The sequence below is a fragment of the Rhizobium sp. NPDC090275 genome (assembly GCF_044772225.1).
GTDB lineage: Bacteria > Pseudomonadota > Alphaproteobacteria > Rhizobiales > Rhizobiaceae > Rhizobium.
Genome location: NZ_JBIVYL010000013.1, coordinates 74,498 through 93,723, shown reverse-complemented (window position 1 = coordinate 93,723; position 19,226 = coordinate 74,498). Strand labels below are relative to the sequence as shown.

Sequence of the window (19,226 nt, the reverse complement as noted above, 5' to 3'; positions counted from 1 at the left end):
TAAATCCGCGCCCCCTCAGCCCGCCAGGCGTCGTCGCCAGACAAGAACGAACAATGGCGCGCCGAGAAGGGCGGTCACGATACCGGCCGGAATTTCGTTTGGGGCAAGGATGGTTCTTCCCACCGTATCGGCAGCTGCCAGAAGCAAGGCTCCCAGCGTCATCGAGACTGGCAACAGCCTGCCATGTCGCGCGCCGGCGAGGAAGCGGGCGGCGTGCGGGGCGAGGAGCCCGATAAAGGCGACAGGACCAATGGCGGAAACAGCGATCGCCGTGCAGAGGCAGGCGAGAACGGCGGCGATCATTCTCGTTGTCGATGTCTGCATCCCCAACGAGCGGGACGTGTCGTCGCCTAGACAGAGCGTGTCGAGGTGGCGGCGAGCCGTCCATGCGATCACGCACAGACATGCGAGCCACGGCAGCATCGCGAGGACGTCGGCGTAGCCGCGACCGTGGGTGGAACCCGCCATCCACGACAGCGCCTGGGCGGTTTGCAGGCGTGCGGATACGACGATAATGGTGCTGGCCGCAGAGAAACTGGCCGCCACCGCGACGCCGGCAAGGATCAGCCTTTGGGGTGAAGGCCGCGTTCCGAAGAACAGTATCGCGGTAAGCGCGGCGAAGGCGCCTGATATCGCGGACAGCTGAAACCCCAAACCGCCGGGCTCGAAGCCGGCAAGAAGCGCGACGAGGCTGAACAGGGCCGCACCTTGGGAGAGCCCCAGCGTTTCAGGTCCGCAAAGCGGATTGCGGCTTGCCGCCTGAAGAACGACACCTGCCCCGGCGAGCAGCGCTCCGGCCCCCAATGCGATGATCAATCGTGGAAGACGGATGTCGAGATTGGCGATCACATCGTGCACCGATGGCGTCGCATCGCCCCCGAAAATCAGCGCCGGCGGCAAGGTCAACAACAACAGGCCGATGAGCAGCGCCGCAAGCTGGAATGCCGACAAGCGCCATGACGGTGCCGCCGCGCGTGCAGAAACATCCTTCCTGGTTGCGGCGAAGCGAAGTGCGAAGAACATCGCCGGTGCAGCCATGCAGGCAATCGCCGCACCGGTCGGGATAACCGATCCGCTGCGCGACAGGAGCTGGACGATGACATCGGCCGATAGCACGGCATTCGCGCCCCAAAGCCCTGCAAGCGGAAGAAGGCGGGCGTGGCGCACGACACCGTATGTGCGCAGCAGGTTAGGCACCGCAAGGCCGACGAAGCCGATGGGTCCAGCCAGCGTCACAGCGGCGGCCGACAGCACGATCGACGCAGCGATGCCGCCAACCGTCACGCCGCGCGTCAGGCCAAGGCTCTTCGCCGCGTTGTCGCCGAGCGCAAAGAGATCGAGGGTTCGCGTCATGAGCGCCAGCGCGGCGGCTGCGCCAATGATCGCCGGACCGGCCGTAGCGATTTTCAGCCAGCCCGTCTGGTCGAGAAGACCCGCGGACCAGAGAACGATCCCCGAGGCGCGATCGTCTTCAACCAATATGATGGCTGATGACAGGGCCGTGAAGCAGAGCGAGACCGCGACACCCGCGAGCGCTAGGTGGATAGGCGTCGTCCTGATGCCGCCGGCGACTGCAATGCAGATCAGGGCGCCAAGGACACCGCCGACGATCGTCGCGGCAAGCGGCGGAGCATAAAAGGGCAGGACGAGCGTCGACATGACAAGCGCAAACTGCGCGCCGCTTGTCACTGCCACGATGTCGGGCGCGGCAAGCGGATTGCGCAATGTTGTCTGCATCACCGTGCCCGCCATCGCCAGCGCGGCGCCGACAAGAATGGCGGCCACCAGTCTCGGAAGGCGCACCGTTTCGAGGATGACCTGCGCCAGGGTCGCAGGTCTACTGGCGAAGGCAACGAGATCGCTCCAGCCCACCCTCACGCTGCCGGACGTCAGATCCAGCACCGCGAGCACTACCAGGAAAGACAATCCCGCCAGCCATAACATCGGTTCAGCCGCTCGACCTCTCACCGCGACACCTGCTTCTCATCGGCATCGTCGAACGTCCAGTCAACCAGGCAGAACGGGCGCCCATCGCGCGGGTGGGGCACGAGATCGACCCGGCAATCGAAGGCATCGCTCATGAGACCAGGCGTCAGCACATCCGCCGTCGGACCGGATGCCAGTATCCGGCCGCCCTGCATGAGAACGACGTCGTCGGCTATATCCATCACCTGGTTGAGGTCGTGGAGAACGACAACGATCGTCAATTGGTCTCGATGGTTCAATTGTCGAAGCAGGCGCAGCAACTCCGACTGGTGGCGAATGTCGAGAAAGCTTGTCGGCTCATCGAGAAACAGTACGCGCGGCGCCTGGGCCAGCGCCAAGGCGAGCCATGCCCGCTGGCGCTCCCCGCCGGACAAGGTCGCGACCTCTCGGTTCTGCAACTCTCCCATCCCCACGCGCGCCATCGCAGCATCGACAGCGTCGCTATCTCCCCGTCCCGGACGCCCGAGCCAGGGCAAATGGGGATAGCGCCCCTGGGCGACGAGTTCGCGGACATTAAAGCCGGCGGGCACTTCGGGATTTTGGCCGACGACCGCCACCTGCCGGGCGATCTCCTGGCGCGTGTAATCGGCAAGTGGCCGACCCATGAGGGCGATCTCGCCCGCGCTCGGCGTCTCCAAACCCGCCAGGCACTTCATCAGCGTGCTCTTGCCCGAACCGTTGGCGCCGCAAATCGCCGTTATTCGTCCCGGCAGGATATCGACCGCCACTTGCGCTAGTGCGTCCTTCTCCTGGAAGGTCACCGATAATCCGCGCGCTTCGACGATCGGCTGCTCCTGCACGATGCCGGTCACGCGATTGCTTCCCGGATCGCACGGCGGAGCGCCGAAACGCTGCTGTAGCCGACATCGAGCGCCGCATCCTCCAGCTTGGCGCCTTCGGCCCGGCGTCTGAGCACATGCGCGATACGCAGCCGTCTACGCCACTCGGCGAAGCTCATCCCGGTCTCGCTCCTGAACTTGCGGGTCATCGTTCGCCGACTCATGCCAAGCTTGTCGGCCCAGTTGTCGATATCGAGATCGATGGCGGGCGCATTCTGCAGATCGGTGCAAAGGCGCTGCAACCTCTTGTCGGTCGGCTCGGGCAGCGCGAAGCCGCTTTCCGCCGCGCTAGAGATCTCATCCAGTATCAGAGCGACAAGGTGGCCGCCTCGCCCATCTTCGTCATAAAGCACTGGCTCTGCTAACAGCGCTTCGACGGCAGCCGAGAGCAGGCTGGAACTTGGTACGACGCGAACAGGATCCCAGTTCAACCGCGCGGCCATGCCGGGTTCTATATAAAGCGAGTGCATGGTAACGCGACCATGGGCAACCACGGCATGGGGAACTGCCGGCGCGACAAGCAATCCGTGACCGCTTGGGATAATGAAGGACGCGCCGGATACGCGGGCGGTCATGAAGCCGTCGATCACCTGGAGCAATTCTCCGCGACGATGACTATGCCAGCCGAAATCGAAGCTGTTCTCATAGGATCGCGCCATCGCGGCCACCGGCCGCGGAACATTCTGGAGGTCAATTGCGCGAGGCCACCGCTTCAAACGATCTTCCCTTTCCTCAATTCGGTCGCTAGGCAGCGTGTTCTCACGCCGCTTTTGCGGAGGCATAATCCGAACATCGGTTCTTGTGAAACTCATGCATTGGCCCATCTGGTATCGAAAATCGCAATCCGGCCCGAACGGGCGACAATATGGCCCGTACGCGCCGAAGATTGACCTGACAATATTGAGTTAAAAAGTCTACTTAAATCGCAATCCGATGACTCAGCCGCTCCATCAAGCGGTCGCGCCGTCGGCTTCCGATCGATCCGCCAGCGTCGGGTCCCAGTGTTGAAAATCAGGTCTTCTTCATGCGCAATCCATACCGTTCCCAAGGGAACACCGTCGCTCTCACCTCGATAGCCGTGACCTCTGCACGCCTTATTTCAGGTGTGTCGCTCCTCATCCTCGCAGCGCAGGTCACCTCAGCCCAAGCGCAAGGTCAGGAGGCGGGAACCGAGCTGAAGCAGATCGTGATCGAGGGTGGGAAGGCGGAGAAAGGCGCACGGCTGGAGCAGCGCGGCTACGTCGTCCGCGAGAGCGCCTCATCGACCAAGACATCGACCCCGATCGCCGAAACGCCGCAATCGATCTCGGTCGTCACCCGCGGCGCGATGACGGATCGCGCGGTGCAGACCGTCGCCGACAGCCTGCTCTACAGCGCCAACGTCAACGGTCAGCGTTATGGCAACGATACGCGGTCGGACTATTTCACCATTCGCGGCTTCCCTGCCGATCTATATCTCGACGGCCTGCGCCTGCCGCAGATCGCAAACCAGCCCGGCGGCTATGCCGGCTTCCGCGTCGATCCATTCTTCCTGAACCGGGTGGACATCCTGCGCGGCCCGAGTTCCGCTTTGTTCGGCCAGACAAACGTCGGCGGCGTGGTCAACATGATCAGCAAGGACCCTTCCGATGAAGCCAAGGGCGAGGCCTATACCCGCTTCGGCAGCTTTCAGCAGAAGGAAGTCGGTTTTGACACGACGGGGCCGATCGGCCAGGATTCCGGCGTCTCGTACCGGCTGGAGGGCATATACCGCGACAGCAATGCGCAGAACGATTTCGGCAAGAACGATCGCGTTGCCATCAGCCCCACCGTCAAATGGGCGCCCGATGACGGCACCAGCCTGACCGTTTACGGCGCCTACATGAAGGATGACGCAGGCCAGGTTCCGGCGATCATTCCAGCGCGCGGCAGTGTGCTGCCCAACAGCCTTGGCCTTTCGATCCCAACGGATTTCTCCGACGGCGATCCCTCGCTGGCGATCTACGACAAGAACAGCGCCTATCTCGGCTATCGCTTCGAGCACGAACTGGCGGACGATCTCATCCTGCGCCAGAACTTCCGCTACTCCTACCTCGATCTAAACTACCAGAACCTCTTTACCAGCGGACTGCTCACCGACCAGCGCACAATCACCCGCACGGTCTACAACGCCCAGCCGACGCTCGACGCCTTCGCGCTGGATACGAACCTGGAATACAAGTTCGATACCGGCGCCATTCAGCATACGCTGCTCGGCGGCATCGATCTTCAATACCAGCACCTGGTCAATAACACGGGAACTCGGGTCGGCCCGACGCTCGACCTCTTCAGCCCCGTCTACGGTCTCAACGTCACTCCCGCTGCGTTGCAGACACGACTCGATCAGACGCAGCGCCAGGCAGGCATCTATCTGCAGGACCAGATGGAATTCGGCGACTTCAGGCTGACGCTGAGCGGTCGGCAAGACTATGTCGGCATCGATTCCGACAGCACCGCACTCGCGACCGGCAGGACTACGCCCTATTCGAGCAGCCCGAGCGCCTTCACCGGCCGGATCGGCGCCGCCTATGTGTTCGACAACGGCCTTGTGCCTTATGCACTCTACTCGACCTCGTTCCTGCCCGTTCTGACACTCAGCGATACGCCGCTGAAGCCGACCACGGGCGAACTGAAGGAAGTCGGCATCAAGTATGCGCCGTCTGGGCAGGACTACAGCATCACCCTTTCCGGGTTTGAGGCGACGCAGCAGAATGTCGTCAACCGCGTCGCCGGCGTCTACTATCAGACCGACGAAGTGCGTGTGCGCGGCATCGAGATCGAGGCGACAGCAACGCTTTGGGACGGCGTCAATCTGACGGCCGCGGCAAGCTGGCAGAATCCAGAGGTGACGGAGAGCCAGACGGCGTCGCAGATCGGAAAGATGCCCTATACCGTGCCGAGGGAACAGCAGTCGCTGTTCGTGAGCTACGAAGTTCCGCTCCCCGACAGCTGGGACGGCAAGCTCACCATCGGCGGCGGCGCAAGGCATGTCGGCAAGACGGCCGGCAACTCGGAGAACAGCTTCTTCGTTCCCGGCTACACCTTGGTGGACGCCTTCGCCCGCTATGAACACGATCGCTATTCGTTCCAGCTGAATGGCTACAATCTCGGCGACAAGACCTATGTGGCCGGCTGCAACACGCTCACTCAGTGCTACTACGGCCAGGGGCTGACCGTGGTTGGAACTCTGAGCGTGAAATGGTGATAGCAACAGGACGGCGATCGTTCCTTTGGGGTGCCGCGGCAACGCTTGCGGCACCATCCCTGGCGTTGTCGTCACAATCGGACCGGGTCGTGACACTGGAGTGGAACGCGACCGAGATCTGCCTCGCCCTCGGTGTTCGCCCCGTGGGCGCCGCCGAAATCGCCGGATACCGGCAATGGGTCGATGTCGAGTCCGACGCCCTTGCCGGATCGGCAGAGATCGGACGCCGGCAGCAGCCGAGCCTGGAAGCAATCCGCAAGCTTGCGCCGACCCTCATCCTGTCTTCGAAATTCAGGCACCAATCGCTGGAAGCACGACTGCGCACCTTCGCACCCACAGTGCTTCTCGACGACCAGCCGAGCGATAACGACCTGCTGGCCGCCGTCTATGGCAATATCCGCGACGCCGCAGACGCCCTCGACCGTCAGCCCGCCGCACAGGCGCTTCTCGCCGATTTCAATGAGCGGATAGACCAGCTGAAGATCCTGATGGCGGAGAGCGCACGCGGCAGGAAAATCCTGGTTGCGCAACCCCTCCCCGGTGTCCCGAGGCTCCGTATATTCGCCCCCAACGCACCAGTCGCCCGCCTTCTCGACAAGATCGGCCTCCCACACGCCCTTGATCTTCCGCCCGAGCCTTTCGGCTTCACGACCATCGACCTCGAAGGCCTCGCCGCCATTGGCGATGACGCATGCCTGGTTCTGCTCGCCGACCATGTACCAGCGGATCTTTCGAGTGCGGCTCTGTGGCCCATGCTGCCTGTTGTCGCCAATAACGGCGTGAAACTTGCGGGAAGCCGGAACTGGCCGTTTGGCTCAACAGCGTCGCTTGCGAAGATCCTGCAGGATATTGCCAGCGCGCTTTCATGAGACAAAGGTTGGTCACCGGCGCGAATGGCACCGGCCGTGGGGAAATGCTCGCCCATGCGCGCGGGCGAGCGTTGGGATTGGTCGATCTACGCGGACACAATCCGTCGTCCCGTCTCCTGATCGAAAAGATGCAAGCTGCCCTTGGAGAGCGAAAGGTATTGCCTGCTCGCGATGTCGAACTGCGGTCGTTCGCGGAGGACGACGGAGACGAGCTGGTCGCCGAGGCGCGCCTCCATGAAGGTTTCCGCCCCCGTCGGCTCGATATTCTCGACGACGGCCTCCAGCTCGCCCTCGGCAACGAGCGCGATCTCTTCGGGACGCTTGCCGATCAATATCGTCTGCCCCTCACGGACGCCGGCAGGCGTTTTCAGCCCTGTGCCCTTGCCCGTCTGCAGAACAAGATCGCCCGACCGGGCGACCGCCGGAAACAGGTTCATGGCCGGAGAGCCGATGAACTGTGCCACGAAGGCATTCGCGGGACGGTCGTAAAGCTCGAGTGGCGATCCCACCTGCTCGATCTTGCCAGCCTGCATGACGACGATACGATCGGCCATGGTCATCGCTTCGATCTGATCGTGGGTGACATAGATCATCGTCGTACCGAGGCGGCGATGCAGCGACTTGATCTCGCCGCGCATTTGCACGCGAAGCTTAGCGTCGAGATTGGAAAGCGGCTCGTCGAAGAGAAACACCTGCGGCTTGCGCACGATCGAGCGGCCCATGGCCACACGCTGGCGCTGGCCGCCGGACAAGGCCTTGGGCTTGCGCTGAAGAAGCGGCACAAGGCCGAGGATTTCGGCCGCTTCACGCACCTTCTTCTGCTTCTCCTCCTTGCTGGCGCCCGCCAGCGTCAGGGAAAACGCCATGTTTTCCTCGACGGTCATATGCGGATAAAGCGCATAGTTCTGGAAGACCATCGAGATATCGCGGCTCTTCGGCGGCAGGTTGTTCACCACCTTGTTGCCGATCGATATCGCACCGCCGGAGATTTCTTCCAGACCCGCGATCATCCGCAGCAGCGTTGACTTCCCGCAGCCGGATGGGCCGACGAGGACGACGAATTCGCCTTCGTTGAAGGTTGCCTCGATGCCGTGAATGACCTCAGCGCTTCCGTAGCGCTTGACGACCTTGTCGATTGTTACGCTGGCCATCCTGTCACTCCTTACGCTGCGCCGATTGCGATGCGCGTGGCCGACAATGCGCCTTCATGGATGATGAGACCGGCCGATCCACCGTCGAAGGCCGTATCCTCGGCTTCGACAAGGATATCGCCAACGCACGCCTCAAAATGACTGCCCTTGGCCGAGACCTTCAGGGTGAAAGCTTTCTCGAATTCAACGTCGAGCGCGACGGAGGCAAGTACCTTGCGATCCTCATCCTTGCACCTGACGATCTGCAACTCACCAGCGCGGGTGACCAGCGCAGCGTAGTATCGGCGCTGCCCCTGCGAGCGGAATACCAGGCCGCCGTGATCACCTAGGTGCAGCATCAAATCCGCCTCGATCGAATAATCCGTCCAGTCCCGCGTGCCCTGCATGATCATGCCGTCGCCGCGGTTCTGGCTGATGCGGAAATCCTGCGGGAAGTGCTTGGAGAAGAAATGCACATTGCTCACCCAGGCGCGGCGCCAAAAATCACCCGCACCCTCGGGCCGGCGGAAGGTCACCGACGGGCACCCGTCCCAGGTCAGGCTGTCGATGACAACACGACCGTTCGCCCTGCCGTCAGCCGTCGTCAGCACCAGGCCAACCTCGGCGATCGGCTGGTATCCGGTCTCCGGCACTATCCATGAGAGCGAGGCGGATGCGCCGGCTGCCAGCAACTCGCCATTCGGCATGTCGATGGTGACAAGGTTGTCCGTCCCGTCATAGTGACGGACGCGCAGTTTGGCTTCGACGATGCCCCTGTTGCCTGCATCGGCGCTGACACGCGCCTTGAGCACCTGGCCGGCATGAATGCGCGGGCTGGCCATCAGATCATAGGTGCGCATCTTCGTCACTTCGGCCGGCGTAAACACGGGCGTGGTGGTTGCCGCCTCGCGGCCTGGAGCAAGTGCCGAAAAATCGATCGCCAGACCATTGCCGGTGCCGCTCACCTTGAGATCGGCAAGCGCGGTATCGGCCGCTTGCGGACGGAAGCCCTGAACGGAACCCGGCAGCGAGAAGTGGAACTTGGCACCGTCCTTGGGCGCCGGTTCGGCGGCTTGACCGGCAAGCTTGCGGCCGAGATTGGCAAGCCAGAGAGCGACATCGACCGCATCGGCGATCGAGCGGCCACCGTCGGCCGTCGACATGTAGAGCCGGTCGGCAACCGGGCCGCGCCAATCCGGGCCAGCGTCCAGCCCCTCGAGACCAAGCATGATGCCATGCAGGCAACCGAGATTGCCGGCGTTGCAATCCGTATCCCAGCCGGACGTGTTGACGATCATCTGTCCGCGTTGGAAATCATGCGGGGCATGCAGGAGCGCCATGATCATCAACGCATGGTTTGGAACGACATGGCAATTGCCCGGATATTTGTCGTAGCCGTAGTTGTCTTCGATCCGCTGGCGGGTTTCCTCCCAATCCTCGTTACCGGATGTCCAGTGGCGGATATCGGCGACCAGCTTGGCGATCAGGCTGTCCTTCGGAATATAAGACAGACCGGTGTCCAGCAGATGGTTGACATCCTTGCTGACGAAGGCTTCCGCTTCCATTGCGGCCCAGAGCACCGCGGCATGGACAGCTTCACCGTCGTGGCTAACGGAACCCGCCGCACGCGCGAGCTTTGCGGCCAGCGCCGGATTGCCGGGAGACACGAGCGCCCAGCCGTCGATGAAAATCTGAGCGCCGATCTGCTCGGCGACCGTTGCGCCATTGGTTTCGATCGAGCCGGAGGCGGGTGCGGGAATACCGCGCTTCAGGTTGAGCCAGGCCGTGTGTTCGGTCGAGTTGCCGGCTCCGCCCCACCAGAGGATCGAGCGTTCCTCGATGATGTAGTTCAGCCAGGCCTTACCGATATCCTCGGCGGAAAGGTCGGGCGAGATGCCATAGTCGTCGAGCGCGCGCGGGAAGGCGAAGGTGCCGCCGACATCGTCGTCAGTGACGACGAGTGGATCACCTAGACGTTCGTGAACGTAGTAGGTGATCGGTCCGAGCTTCTGGAGAATATCCTTGTAGCGCCAGTTTTCGAACGGGCGGCCGAGATAGACGCCGATCAGCTTGCCGAGAACGCCGGCGTAGACACGGTTGTTGTAGTCTGCAGGTATGGACATCAGAAGCTCCTTGTCAGCCCTTCACCGAACCGCCGGCCATTCCTTCGATGAAATGGCGCTGCAGCAGGATGAAGAGAATTACGATGGGTAGAATGATGATGAGGGCCGCCGCCATGATCTCGCCCCAGTCGGAGGAGTACTGGCCGGACAGCAGGAAGAAGGAAACGACGGCAGTCAGTCTGTCCTGATCCTGCAGGAAGGTCGTTGCGATCAGGAACTCGTTCCACGAGTAGAGCCCGATGATCAGCGCGACGGTGAGGATGCCCGGCGAGACGATGGGCAGGAAGACGCGCCGGAACACCTGCCAATGCGTCGCCCCGTCGATCAAAGCGGCTTCCTCAAGCTCCTTGGGAACAGCGAGAAAATAGGTGCGCAGAAGCATGATGGCGAAGGGCGAGTAGACCGCCGTGTAGATGAAGGACACGGCGATCGGATTGTTGATCAGCCCGAAGCGAGCGAAGCCGAAGTAGAGCGGGAAGAGGAAGAGCTGGATCGGCGCCGTGGTGCTTGCCAGCAGGTAGAAGGTGAGGATCTTCCACGTCTTGATCTTGCGGCGGGCGAGCACGTAGGCCGTCAGCGAACCCGTCGTGCAGACGAGGATGATCGTCATCCCGGTCAGCACCGCCGAATTGAGAAGCGTGCGCCCGAAATTGGCATCCGACCATGCGCGGGTAAAATTGTCCCAGCGCAATTCCGACGGCCAGGAGAGCGGATTTTGCACGATCTCGGCGGACGCCTTCAGCGAATTCAGGACCATCAGCACGATGGGAAACAGCGTGATGATCAGCAGCAACGACAGCGTCGCATAGACGAGGGTCAGCGTGATGCGGCTCTCGGTCATGTTCATTGTTCGAACTCCGATGCTTGCGCGCGGATATAGAGGACAGTGGCAGCCAGCCCGAAGAGGCTGATGACGACGGAAACGGCGGCGGCCTTGCCGACGGCGAGATCGTAGAAGGCCGAGCGATAGGCCAGCGTCGACAGCACCTCGGACGAATAGGCGGGGCCGCCCTGGGTGAGGATGTAGACGAAGTCGAAGACGAGGAAGGACCAGATGACGGTCATGATCATCATCAGCGTGATGGTCGGCATGATGCCCGGAAGCAGTACGTAGCGGATCATCTGGAAGAAGGTCGCGCCCTCGATGCGGGCCGCCTCGATCTGTTCAGCCGGCACCTGGCGAAGGGCGGCAAAGAAGATGACGCAGAGGAAACCCCACCAGTGCCACAGATCGACGACGGCAATCCCGTAGAGCGCGCTCGACGTCTCTGTCAGCGGGTTGGCAATTTCGATACCTAACCGCTGCAGAAGGCCCGTAACGCCCGTCACCGGCGAATAGATCATGCCCTGCCAGACGCGACCGGTAATGGCCGTGGCTATGATAACGGGGAGGAAGTAGATGACCTGGAACGTGTTGGAGCCACGACGGGCAACCAAGAGCATTGTGGCGGCCAGGAGCCCCATGCCGATCGGCACCGTCAGGAAGATGATCGTCCAGATAATGTTGTTGGTAAGTGCCGTCCAGAACACGCTGTCGTCCCACAGCGCCGCGAAGTTGTCCAATCCGACGAAAACAGGCGTGCTGATGCCGTCCCATTCGAAGAAGGCAAGCGCCACCGTCAGCAGCGCCGGAATGGCGATGATCACGATGTTTATGATGAGGGTCGGCAGAACATAGAGTCTGTGCATGTGTATTACCTTTTCGGGCATGATCCGGCCTGCCCCGCCACCGGAAACCGGTGGAAGGCGGGCAGGAGGCGCGCGCTAAGCGCGCCTCACAAGGTCCTGATCAGCGAGCCGGGACGGCAGGCGCCTTTCCGGCCTTGGATTCCTTCTGGAAGGACTCGTCGAGCTTGGTCAGATAGTCCGTTGGCGAGATCTTCTTCAGCCAGACTTCCTCAATGCCGTTGATGATGTAGCTATCGGTCGCGGGCGGCAGGAAGGTCCAGGTGGTGTAGCCGTATTTACCGTCGGCGACCGAGGCAGAGAGGTTCTTCATCGTCTCGGTAAAGAGTGGCGTGACTTCGCTCGCCATCTTGACGCTCGAAATATCCTTGAGCGGTATATTCCACTCGCCCTGCCAGGCGGAGTTCATCGTGCCGTAGACTTCAGGCGAGAAGACGTAGTTGATGACCGTGGCAGCACCATCCGGATTCTTCGCCTTGGTCGCGATCGAGAAGGTTGAGCCGATGCCGAGCGGGAAGATCGGATCGCCGGACACGCTCGGGAAGCCGACGAAGCCAGCCTCGGATCCGGCTTTCTTGCCGTAGGTGGCGACGTTCTGGAACTGCCATGTGCCGGTGGGCATCATGCCGGCCTTTCCGGAAGCCATGGCGTCGGCCGCCTGCTCGCTGCTGGTCAGCGAAAAGTAGTTCTTGCCGAAATAGCCCTTCTGCCACCAGGAGTTCAGGCGATCGATCGACTTGACGAAAGGCTCGGCCGTCCACGGCATTTCGCCACGCAGCGCCTTGTTGAGATTGTCGGGACCGGCGACCGAGTTGAGCGCCAGTGTCACGAACCATTCATTGGCGCCGCGCCAATCGGCGTTACCGGCGGCGAAGGGCGTGATGCCTTCCTTCAACATGGCATCGGCAAGCGTTTCCATCTCGTCGAGCGTTTTGGGCGCCTGCCAGCCGTGCTTTTCAAACAAGGTCTTGTTGTAGAAGAGACCGACGGTTTCGTAAGTCTTCGGCAGCGCGTAGAGCTTGCCGTTATACTCGCCCATTTTCAGGAAGACCGGCAGGATGCGATCCTGCCACTTGTACTTGGCGGCATAGTCGTCGAGCGGCATGAGCTGGCCCGACTGGGCCATTGGCGCGACGTAGCTCGGGCCCGCCGTGTAGACGACATCGGGGCCGTTCCCCGAGAGCATGGCAACACGCAGCTGCTTGTCGAGCTCGGTGCCGCGGTAGTCGATCTTCAGGCTCTGCTCTGGATTGGCCTTGTCGAAAGGCTCGACGATATTCTCCTTGATCAACTTCTGCTGATCGGGGGTCGCCTGCTCGTACCACCACGTCACGCGATCCTGGGCGGCAGCGATCTGAGCGGCGCCGATGACGATGGCGGCCGCGGCAAGCAATTTCGTCTTCATCTTGGTCATGTTCATTCCTCCCTTGTTCGATGGATTAATTCTGTACGTCGGGCGGCGGAGCGACCGATGCACGGATGACGAGCTCAAACGGCATTTCTTCGGGCTGAGCCGGCTCGGTTTCGCGGGAAATCAGCCGCGACAGAAGTTTTTCGGCGGCGCGCGCGCCGAGGCGATCCTGGAACTGCGCCACCGTTGTCAGCCCTGGAGTAACAAGCGCCGAGGCCATGATGTCGTCGAAGCCCGCGACTGAAATATCGTGCGGCACCGACAACCCGTTTCGAAGCAGGCTCTTGATGACACCAATTGCCATCAGGTCGTTGGCGGCAATGATGGCCGTGACCCGCCGGTCACTCGCCACGATGCGATCCGCCATCTCGCTGCCTGCCTCCACGGTGAAATGCGTGGCCTCCAGAACAATCGGCTCAGCGCCGCTCGCCGCCATGGCATCGAGATAACCCTGAAGACGAACGCTTTGCGGACCACCACGGGCGGCGACCATGGCAATGGCGCGATGGCCGAGGCCGAGAAGATGGGCGGTGACGGCACGAGCGGCCGCCTGATTGTCGATAAACAGATCATCTATCGGAAGCGAACCGCCGGATTTGCGCCGAACCTCGATGCGCACGACCGGGACGCCATTCTTGCCAAGTGGCGCAAGATCACGGGCGGACAAGTTGAAGAAGACACCGACCACACCGTCATAGCGCCCCTGCAAGGCGGCGGCGACCACCTGCCGCTCGTTCGCCAGCTCGCCTTCGGTGTCGATCGTTATCACCTCATAGCCGGCATTGCGCACTACCTTCTGAACGGCAACGACAAGCGACGGGTAAAACGGGTTCGTCAAATCCGGAACGACACAGGCAATCACATGCGATCGGCTGGTGCGCAGCGCCTGGGCAAACCGGTTGGGCTGATAACCGAGTTCGGCAATGACAGCCTCGATGCGGTCAGCGGTTTCCGGTGCAACCTTGTCCCTGCCCCCGTTCAAGACAAGTGACACCGTCGCCTGCGCCACGCCGGCTCGCTCTGCCACTTCCTTCTGCGTTATTCTGCGACCAGACACATTAAATTCCGTCGTTGATACGTAACGATATATTATTGATACGTATCAACGACAGAGTCAAGCGACAGTTGGCCAAATCTCGAAAGCTGGCAACAGGCGTGTTCGGATCAAGGAAGCGGATACGAAATTCAGGTCTTGGCGAGCCTGCGGCCACTCGACAATGTAGTGATCGACGACGTGGCGCTCGGTGGGCGCACGCCGCAATGATGGCGCCGGCCCTTACTTAAACGCACATGACTTAAGGTATTGCGGCCCGAGACTGGGCGGCGTTCGTGCAGACTGTCATCTGGCAGAACTTAATCCGCGAAAACTTCCGCCATGGCCTTTAAAATCAGAACCGCCGACGCGGCTCCGGGGTCGACATGGCCGAGCGAACGTTCCCCAAGTCTGGCGGCACGTCCGCGCACCGCGACCATCGAACGTGTGGCCTCAGCACCCCCCTCGCCTGCCGCGACTACTTCGCGCCACAGTTCCGCAGACCCGCTCGCGCGCTCCAGTGCAGCGCCGCCCGCCTCTGCTGCGGGGATCCAAGTGTCGAGCATGGTCTTGTCGCCACGTTGACCCTTGCCACGTTCTTGTATTCCAAGTGCCATCGCCTGCAACACGGCAACCTGGCCAGCGGCATCCAGAGACTGGCGCGTTTCCAGCGCCTTTGCAGCGCGCAAAAAAGCGGTCGCGTACAAGGGGCCGGTCGAGGCCCCGACGGCATTGAGGAATACAGAGGCGGCGATTGTCATCACGGCCGATGGCGGCATGTCGTCAAGATCGGATCGCGCCAGTTCACTGGAAACGGCACCAAAGCCGAGCAGCATAGTAATGCCATGGTCGGCGTCTCCAATCGCACCGTCAAGCTCGGTCAGGTAATCCTTCTCCGTGGCAATCAGGCTGGATATCCGGTTGAACATCCGGTTCAGTTTGCGCGCGTCGTTCTCTGCCATCGTTTCCCCTCCCATCGTCAGAACGCTTCCGGCGGTGAGCCGGGCGCATTCTGCTTCTTACGTTATCTTCAACACTGCGGTGTCGCATGGATGATGCAGCAGCCCCGTCAATTCCTCATCAAGCTCCATGATGGAGATCGACGCCCCGACCATGTCGAGCGACGTACAGTAGTGCCCGATCCAGTTTGCCTCGATGGCGATGCCCTTGGCGCTCAAGCGCTGCTCGACGCGCCGGAACAGAACGTAGAGTTCCATCATCGGCGTCGCCCCGAACGAGTTGACGAGGACGGCGACGCGGCTGCCTTCGACCGCTTTCATCTCGGCGAAGATCCGATCCATCACCTTGTCGACGATCTCGTCGGCACTGATCATCTTCTCGCGAATGACGCCCGGTTCGCCATGGATGCCCATGCCGAACTCGATATCCTCCGCCCCAATCTCGAAGTTGGGGCGCTGGGTCTGCGGCATCGAACACGCCTCGAGCGCTACGCCGACCGTATAGGTCCGCATGTTTGCCTTGCGGGTCACGGCTTCGCAAAGGTCGAGCGACAGACCACGATCGCAGGCCGCGCCGGCGATCTTGAAGGTGAAGAAATTGCCGGCCACGCCGCGGCGGCCATCGCGATCCTCGATCGGCGAAGAGGTGATGTCGTCAGTGGTCAAAACCGTTCGGATTGGAATACCCGCCGTCTCGGCCATCTCCGCGGCCATCTCGAAGTTCATCACGTCGCCGGCGTAGTTGCCGTAAACGAAAAGAACGCCCTCGCCACCGGATGCAGCCTTCGCGCAATGGAGGATGGGGATGGGAGGCGGCGACGAGAAAATGTTTCCGACCGCAACGGCATCGGCAAGCCCCTTGCCGACATAGCCCAGGAAGCCGGGCTCGTGTCCGGATCCGCCGCCGATGACCAGACCGACCTTTCCAGGTCTCGGCCCGTCCCGCGCGATCAGGGCGCGGTTCGACTTGCCGATCGGCGACAGATAGTTGCGATGCGCGCGCACCACGCCATCCAGCATCTCCTCGACGATCTTGTCCGGATCGTTCAGAAACTTCTTCACGCGCATTCGCGCAGCGGACGCCAACGGCGCTTGACTGTCGGGGCGCAGACGCTGCGATGACCGCTGATCGACATCGGTCACACCATCGGCATTGAGAATGCCACGGCCGGTCGCGGCATCAGTAATCAGCACGTTGACATAGCCGCCGCGCAAAGCCGCGAGGATGGCCGGAACCTTGTCGAAGCCGCCTGCGGCAGCGATACGCAAATCGATGTTCTTGAGCATCTCAAGGGAAATGCCGATCGTTCGATCGTCGAGCGGCCCTGCCACCGCGCGGCCATGCACGTCGATGAAACGACCGGCCACCACGCCAACGGCGCCCTTGGCAAGATAATCCTGCAGCGGAACGGACTCGAAAAAGCCGCTGGTATGGATGGTGGAATTGGGACGCAGCGAAGAAATGCCGAAAAGCGCCTTGTTGGCGCCGGCAAGCGCGTCGAACTGGCTCTCGATCAGGGGCTCGTGCAGAAAAGCATCGCGCACGGCGGGAGCGGAAACAATCGCGGGCGCGGAAATATTGATCAGCTTGCCGTTGACGGCATTGGCGAGCGCAGCCGCACAGAGCTCGGGCGTATAGGCGAAGCTCGCGCGCGTACCGCCGGTCGCCTGCACGACGGTCACGTCCTGCAATCCTGGAACCTCTGCGTGCTCGCTGATCGCCATCACCGTACGCCCCCACGACACGGCGATGGTGTCGCCCGACTTGACCAGCCGGTGCAACGCCTGACCGCCTGCGGCACCGATCCTGTCGATCAACGGCCTGGCGGTATCCTCGCTCGGAACGACAAGACAGTCCGTCAGGCCAAAATGCCGTTTGAGTGCCTGCGCTACGGTCAGTGAAGCAAGGCGGGCCGGCTCGATCGCGATGTTGACTATGCCGCGCTCACGCGCTTCGGCGAGGTAGCTGTTCACGGTTGCGCGGGATATGCCCATGACGTCGGCGATCTCGCCCTGCGTCAGTCCGTCCTCGTAATAGAGCCAGCATGCCCAGACATAGGGGTCGTCGCCATAGCGCAGCGGCATGGCATCCGGTGCCTGTGCGGGATCGCTCTTGCCTGCGCCGGCTTTTCTCGCCTGCTGTGTCTTAACCGTTGCCACTCTGGAATGAACTCCCGCTTAGATGTGCCGGGAAGATGCCGCCAATGCGGCCCGTTTGCAACCGCGCGGCGCGCGACCCGCCGCCGAAGGACGGGCCGCGCTGTCTTGGGAGACAGACTGTAAGATCAAGCGTTTTCCAGGCGAGAAGAGACGCCGACGGAAATCTCCTTCAGAATGAGAGCACAGGAGGTGGCACCGGCGTCCAAAATGCCGAGTGATCGCTCACCGAGCCGGCTGGCGCGGCCAATTTTCGCGACCAGGTCGATCGTCGAATCGCGTCCCTTTTCGGCGGCGTCGGCCAGGGTCGCGAGCGCATCCGCGAAGGACTTTCCAGACGCCGTGGCCTCGTCGAAGGCATTGACCGCAGGGACGAAGGCATCGATCAGCGTCTTGTCGCCGACCTTGGCCGAGCCGATCGATTGAATGCCATCCAGACCGGCATGCAGCATCTCGCTGAACAGCTTGGCATCGATTGCATCCTTGCCTTCGAGCGTCTCACCGAATTCCGTGAACATCACCCCGTAAAGCGGGCCCATCGAGCCGCCAATCTCCGTCATCAGCAGCGTGCCGAGCGTTTCAAAGGCCCCGCTGAGCGAGGGGTCCTGCCCCTTGAGGCGCTCCGCCGCCATGCCAAAGCCCTTGGCCATGTTGACCCCGTGGTCGCCATCGCCGATCTTGCCGTCGATCTCGCTGAGATAGGCCCGATTTTCGATGATGCGTTCCGCCAGCGAAAGGACGATCGCACCCGCCGAGGCGTTCTTGAAAGTTTGCATGTCAGCGTTCCTCAGAGCAAGATTGTGCAGGACGTTTCGAGGTCGAGAAGCGGCTTGGTCTCGGCATCGAGCGCAAAGACAGTCAACGTCGCGCCGACCATTTCAAGCGATGTGAAATAGTTGCCGACATAGGTCTTGTAGACGACGAGGCCCCGGCCGGTGATCTCGCTCTCGATCGTGTCGTTCAGGATATAAAGTTCGTTGAGCGGTGTGGCGCCCAACCCCGAGACGAGCACCGCAACCTCCGTGCCGGCGGGAAGGTTGTGATCATCAAGAACGATCTTGCACATATCCTTGGCGACGTCCGCCGCCTGCTTGAGCGGTTCGACACGCACACCAGGCTCGCCGTGATGGCCGATACCGACCTCCATCGTGCCCGGCTCGATCTGGAAATTCGGATGACCGACGGCCGGCAACGTGCACGGGCCGAGGCCGACGCCGATCGAGCGGCAGTTGTCGATCGCCTTTTGTGCGGCGGCGCGAACCTCTTCGAGACTACCGCCCTGTGTCGCCTTGGCGCTACCGATCTTCCACATGAAGATTTCGCCGGCAACGCCGCGGCGCTTTTCGCGCTCCGACAGCGGCGCCGAGCAGACGTCGTCATTGGCAACGACGGTCGCGACCTCGATACCATCCTTGGCGGCGAGCTTCGTCGCCATCTTCACGTTCATATTGTCGCCGGCATAATTGCCGTAGAGGCAGACCACGCCTGCCCCGCCGTCAGCCGCGCGAATGGCATCATGGAAGCTCTTGGCGGTCGGGGAAGAGAACAATTCGCCGACGGCAACGGCATCAAGCATGTTCTTGCCGGTGTAGCCCATGAAGCCGGGCTCGTGGCCGGAGCCGCCGCCGGTGATCACGCCCACCTTGCCGCTCACCGGAGCGTTCTTGGCGACAACCACGCGCGGATTTTCGGCAAGCCGCACGATATCGGAATGGGCTTTGATGAAGCCCTTGACTGTATCCTCGACGACGAGATCGGGATTGTTGACGAACCGTTGCATGAAGTCTCCTTGAAAATGTCCTGGCGCTTC

Annotated in this window: 15 protein-coding genes; 2 read left to right on the top strand and 13 right to left on the bottom strand. The window is 61.8% G+C overall.

Annotation, left to right across the window (positions count from 1 at the left end; translation table 11 throughout):
- Nucleotides 1-15 precede the first annotated feature (15 nt).
- The 3 genes from ACIQUB_RS26880 to ACIQUB_RS26870 are packed head-to-tail and all read right to left on the bottom strand — an operon-like array spanning nucleotide 16 to nucleotide 3,484.
- On the bottom strand, nucleotides 16-1,926 hold the full coding sequence (locus ACIQUB_RS26880) for an iron ABC transporter permease (protein ID WP_402933919.1): 1,911 nt from the start codon (nucleotides 1,924-1,926) through the stop codon (nucleotides 16-18).
- A 38-nt stretch (nucleotides 1,927-1,964) separates the two neighbouring features.
- Entirely contained in the window at nucleotides 1,965-2,798 is an 834-nt protein-coding gene (locus ACIQUB_RS26875; protein ID WP_402933916.1) for an ABC transporter ATP-binding protein, read from the bottom strand.
- Nucleotides 2,795-3,484, bottom strand: a complete 690-nt coding sequence (locus tag ACIQUB_RS26870) for an AraC family transcriptional regulator (RefSeq protein ID WP_402933913.1) — start codon at nucleotides 3,482-3,484, stop codon at nucleotides 2,795-2,797. The genes ACIQUB_RS26875 and ACIQUB_RS26870 overlap by 4 nt, the downstream gene beginning before the upstream one ends.
- A 365-nt stretch (nucleotides 3,485-3,849) precedes the next feature.
- On the opposite strand from ACIQUB_RS26870, the gene ACIQUB_RS26865 reads away from it, so the two are divergent.
- Both ACIQUB_RS26865 and ACIQUB_RS26860 read left to right on the top strand, forming a co-directional pair.
- On the top strand, nucleotides 3,850-6,048 hold the full coding sequence (locus ACIQUB_RS26865; protein ID WP_402933910.1) for a TonB-dependent siderophore receptor: 2,199 nt from the start codon (nucleotides 3,850-3,852) through the stop codon (nucleotides 6,046-6,048).
- 89 nt (nucleotides 6,049-6,137) lie between these two features.
- Nucleotides 6,138-6,917 (top strand): ABC transporter substrate-binding protein, encoded by a 780-nt coding sequence (locus ACIQUB_RS26860; protein ID WP_402933907.1) that lies wholly within the window; start codon nucleotides 6,138-6,140, stop codon nucleotides 6,915-6,917.
- 86 nt (nucleotides 6,918-7,003) lie between these two features.
- Here ACIQUB_RS26860 and ACIQUB_RS26855 read toward each other — a convergent pair whose 3' ends face one another.
- The 10 genes from ACIQUB_RS26855 to ACIQUB_RS26810 all read right to left on the bottom strand — a co-directional run bounded on the left by ACIQUB_RS26855 (nucleotide 7,004) and on the right by ACIQUB_RS26810 (nucleotide 19,196).
- The gene (locus tag ACIQUB_RS26855; protein WP_402933904.1) at nucleotides 7,004-8,068 is read right to left on the bottom strand and encodes an ABC transporter ATP-binding protein; all 1,065 of its coding nucleotides are present in this window, start codon (nucleotides 8,066-8,068) and stop codon (nucleotides 7,004-7,006) included.
- 11 nt (nucleotides 8,069-8,079) lie between these two features.
- Nucleotides 8,080-10,170, bottom strand: a complete 2,091-nt coding sequence (locus tag ACIQUB_RS26850) for an ADP-ribosylglycohydrolase family protein (RefSeq protein ID WP_402933901.1) — start codon at nucleotides 10,168-10,170, stop codon at nucleotides 8,080-8,082.
- Between the two features lie 13 nt (nucleotides 10,171-10,183).
- Complete coding sequence (locus ACIQUB_RS26845) at nucleotides 10,184-11,017, bottom strand: carbohydrate ABC transporter permease (protein ID WP_111562366.1); 834 nt, start codon at nucleotides 11,015-11,017, stop codon at nucleotides 10,184-10,186.
- Nucleotides 11,014-11,859: a carbohydrate ABC transporter permease gene (locus ACIQUB_RS26840; RefSeq protein WP_018897686.1), complete on the bottom strand. Its 846-nt coding sequence runs from the start codon at nucleotides 11,857-11,859 to the stop codon at nucleotides 11,014-11,016. Before ACIQUB_RS26840 ends, ACIQUB_RS26845 begins: the two co-directional genes overlap by 4 nt.
- Nucleotides 11,860-11,959: 100 nt before the next feature.
- A complete protein-coding gene (locus ACIQUB_RS26835) occupies nucleotides 11,960-13,270 on the bottom strand; it encodes an ABC transporter substrate-binding protein (RefSeq protein ID WP_402933896.1) in 1,311 nt (436 codons plus the stop codon).
- Between the two features lie 25 nt (nucleotides 13,271-13,295).
- A complete protein-coding gene (locus ACIQUB_RS26830; RefSeq protein ID WP_402933893.1) occupies nucleotides 13,296-14,324 on the bottom strand; it encodes a LacI family DNA-binding transcriptional regulator in 1,029 nt (342 codons plus the stop codon).
- Nucleotides 14,325-14,620: 296 nt separating this feature from the next.
- Nucleotides 14,621-15,262: a dihydroxyacetone kinase subunit DhaL gene (gene dhaL / locus ACIQUB_RS26825; RefSeq protein ID WP_402933890.1), complete on the bottom strand. Its 642-nt coding sequence runs from the start codon at nucleotides 15,260-15,262 to the stop codon at nucleotides 14,621-14,623.
- A 57-nt stretch (nucleotides 15,263-15,319) separates the two neighbouring features.
- Nucleotides 15,320-17,344 (bottom strand): bifunctional sugar-binding transcriptional regulator/dihydroxyacetone kinase subunit DhaK, encoded by a 2,025-nt coding sequence (locus ACIQUB_RS26820; protein WP_402934185.1) that lies wholly within the window; start codon nucleotides 17,342-17,344, stop codon nucleotides 15,320-15,322.
- Between the two features lie 200 nt (nucleotides 17,345-17,544).
- Nucleotides 17,545-18,192 (bottom strand): dihydroxyacetone kinase subunit DhaL, encoded by a 648-nt coding sequence (dhaL, locus tag ACIQUB_RS26815; RefSeq protein ID WP_402933887.1) that lies wholly within the window; start codon nucleotides 18,190-18,192, stop codon nucleotides 17,545-17,547.
- Nucleotides 18,193-18,203: 11 nt separating this feature from the next.
- Complete coding sequence (locus tag ACIQUB_RS26810; protein WP_209190235.1) at nucleotides 18,204-19,196, bottom strand: dihydroxyacetone kinase subunit DhaK; 993 nt, start codon at nucleotides 19,194-19,196, stop codon at nucleotides 18,204-18,206.
- Between the last annotated feature and the right edge of the window lie 30 nt (nucleotides 19,197-19,226).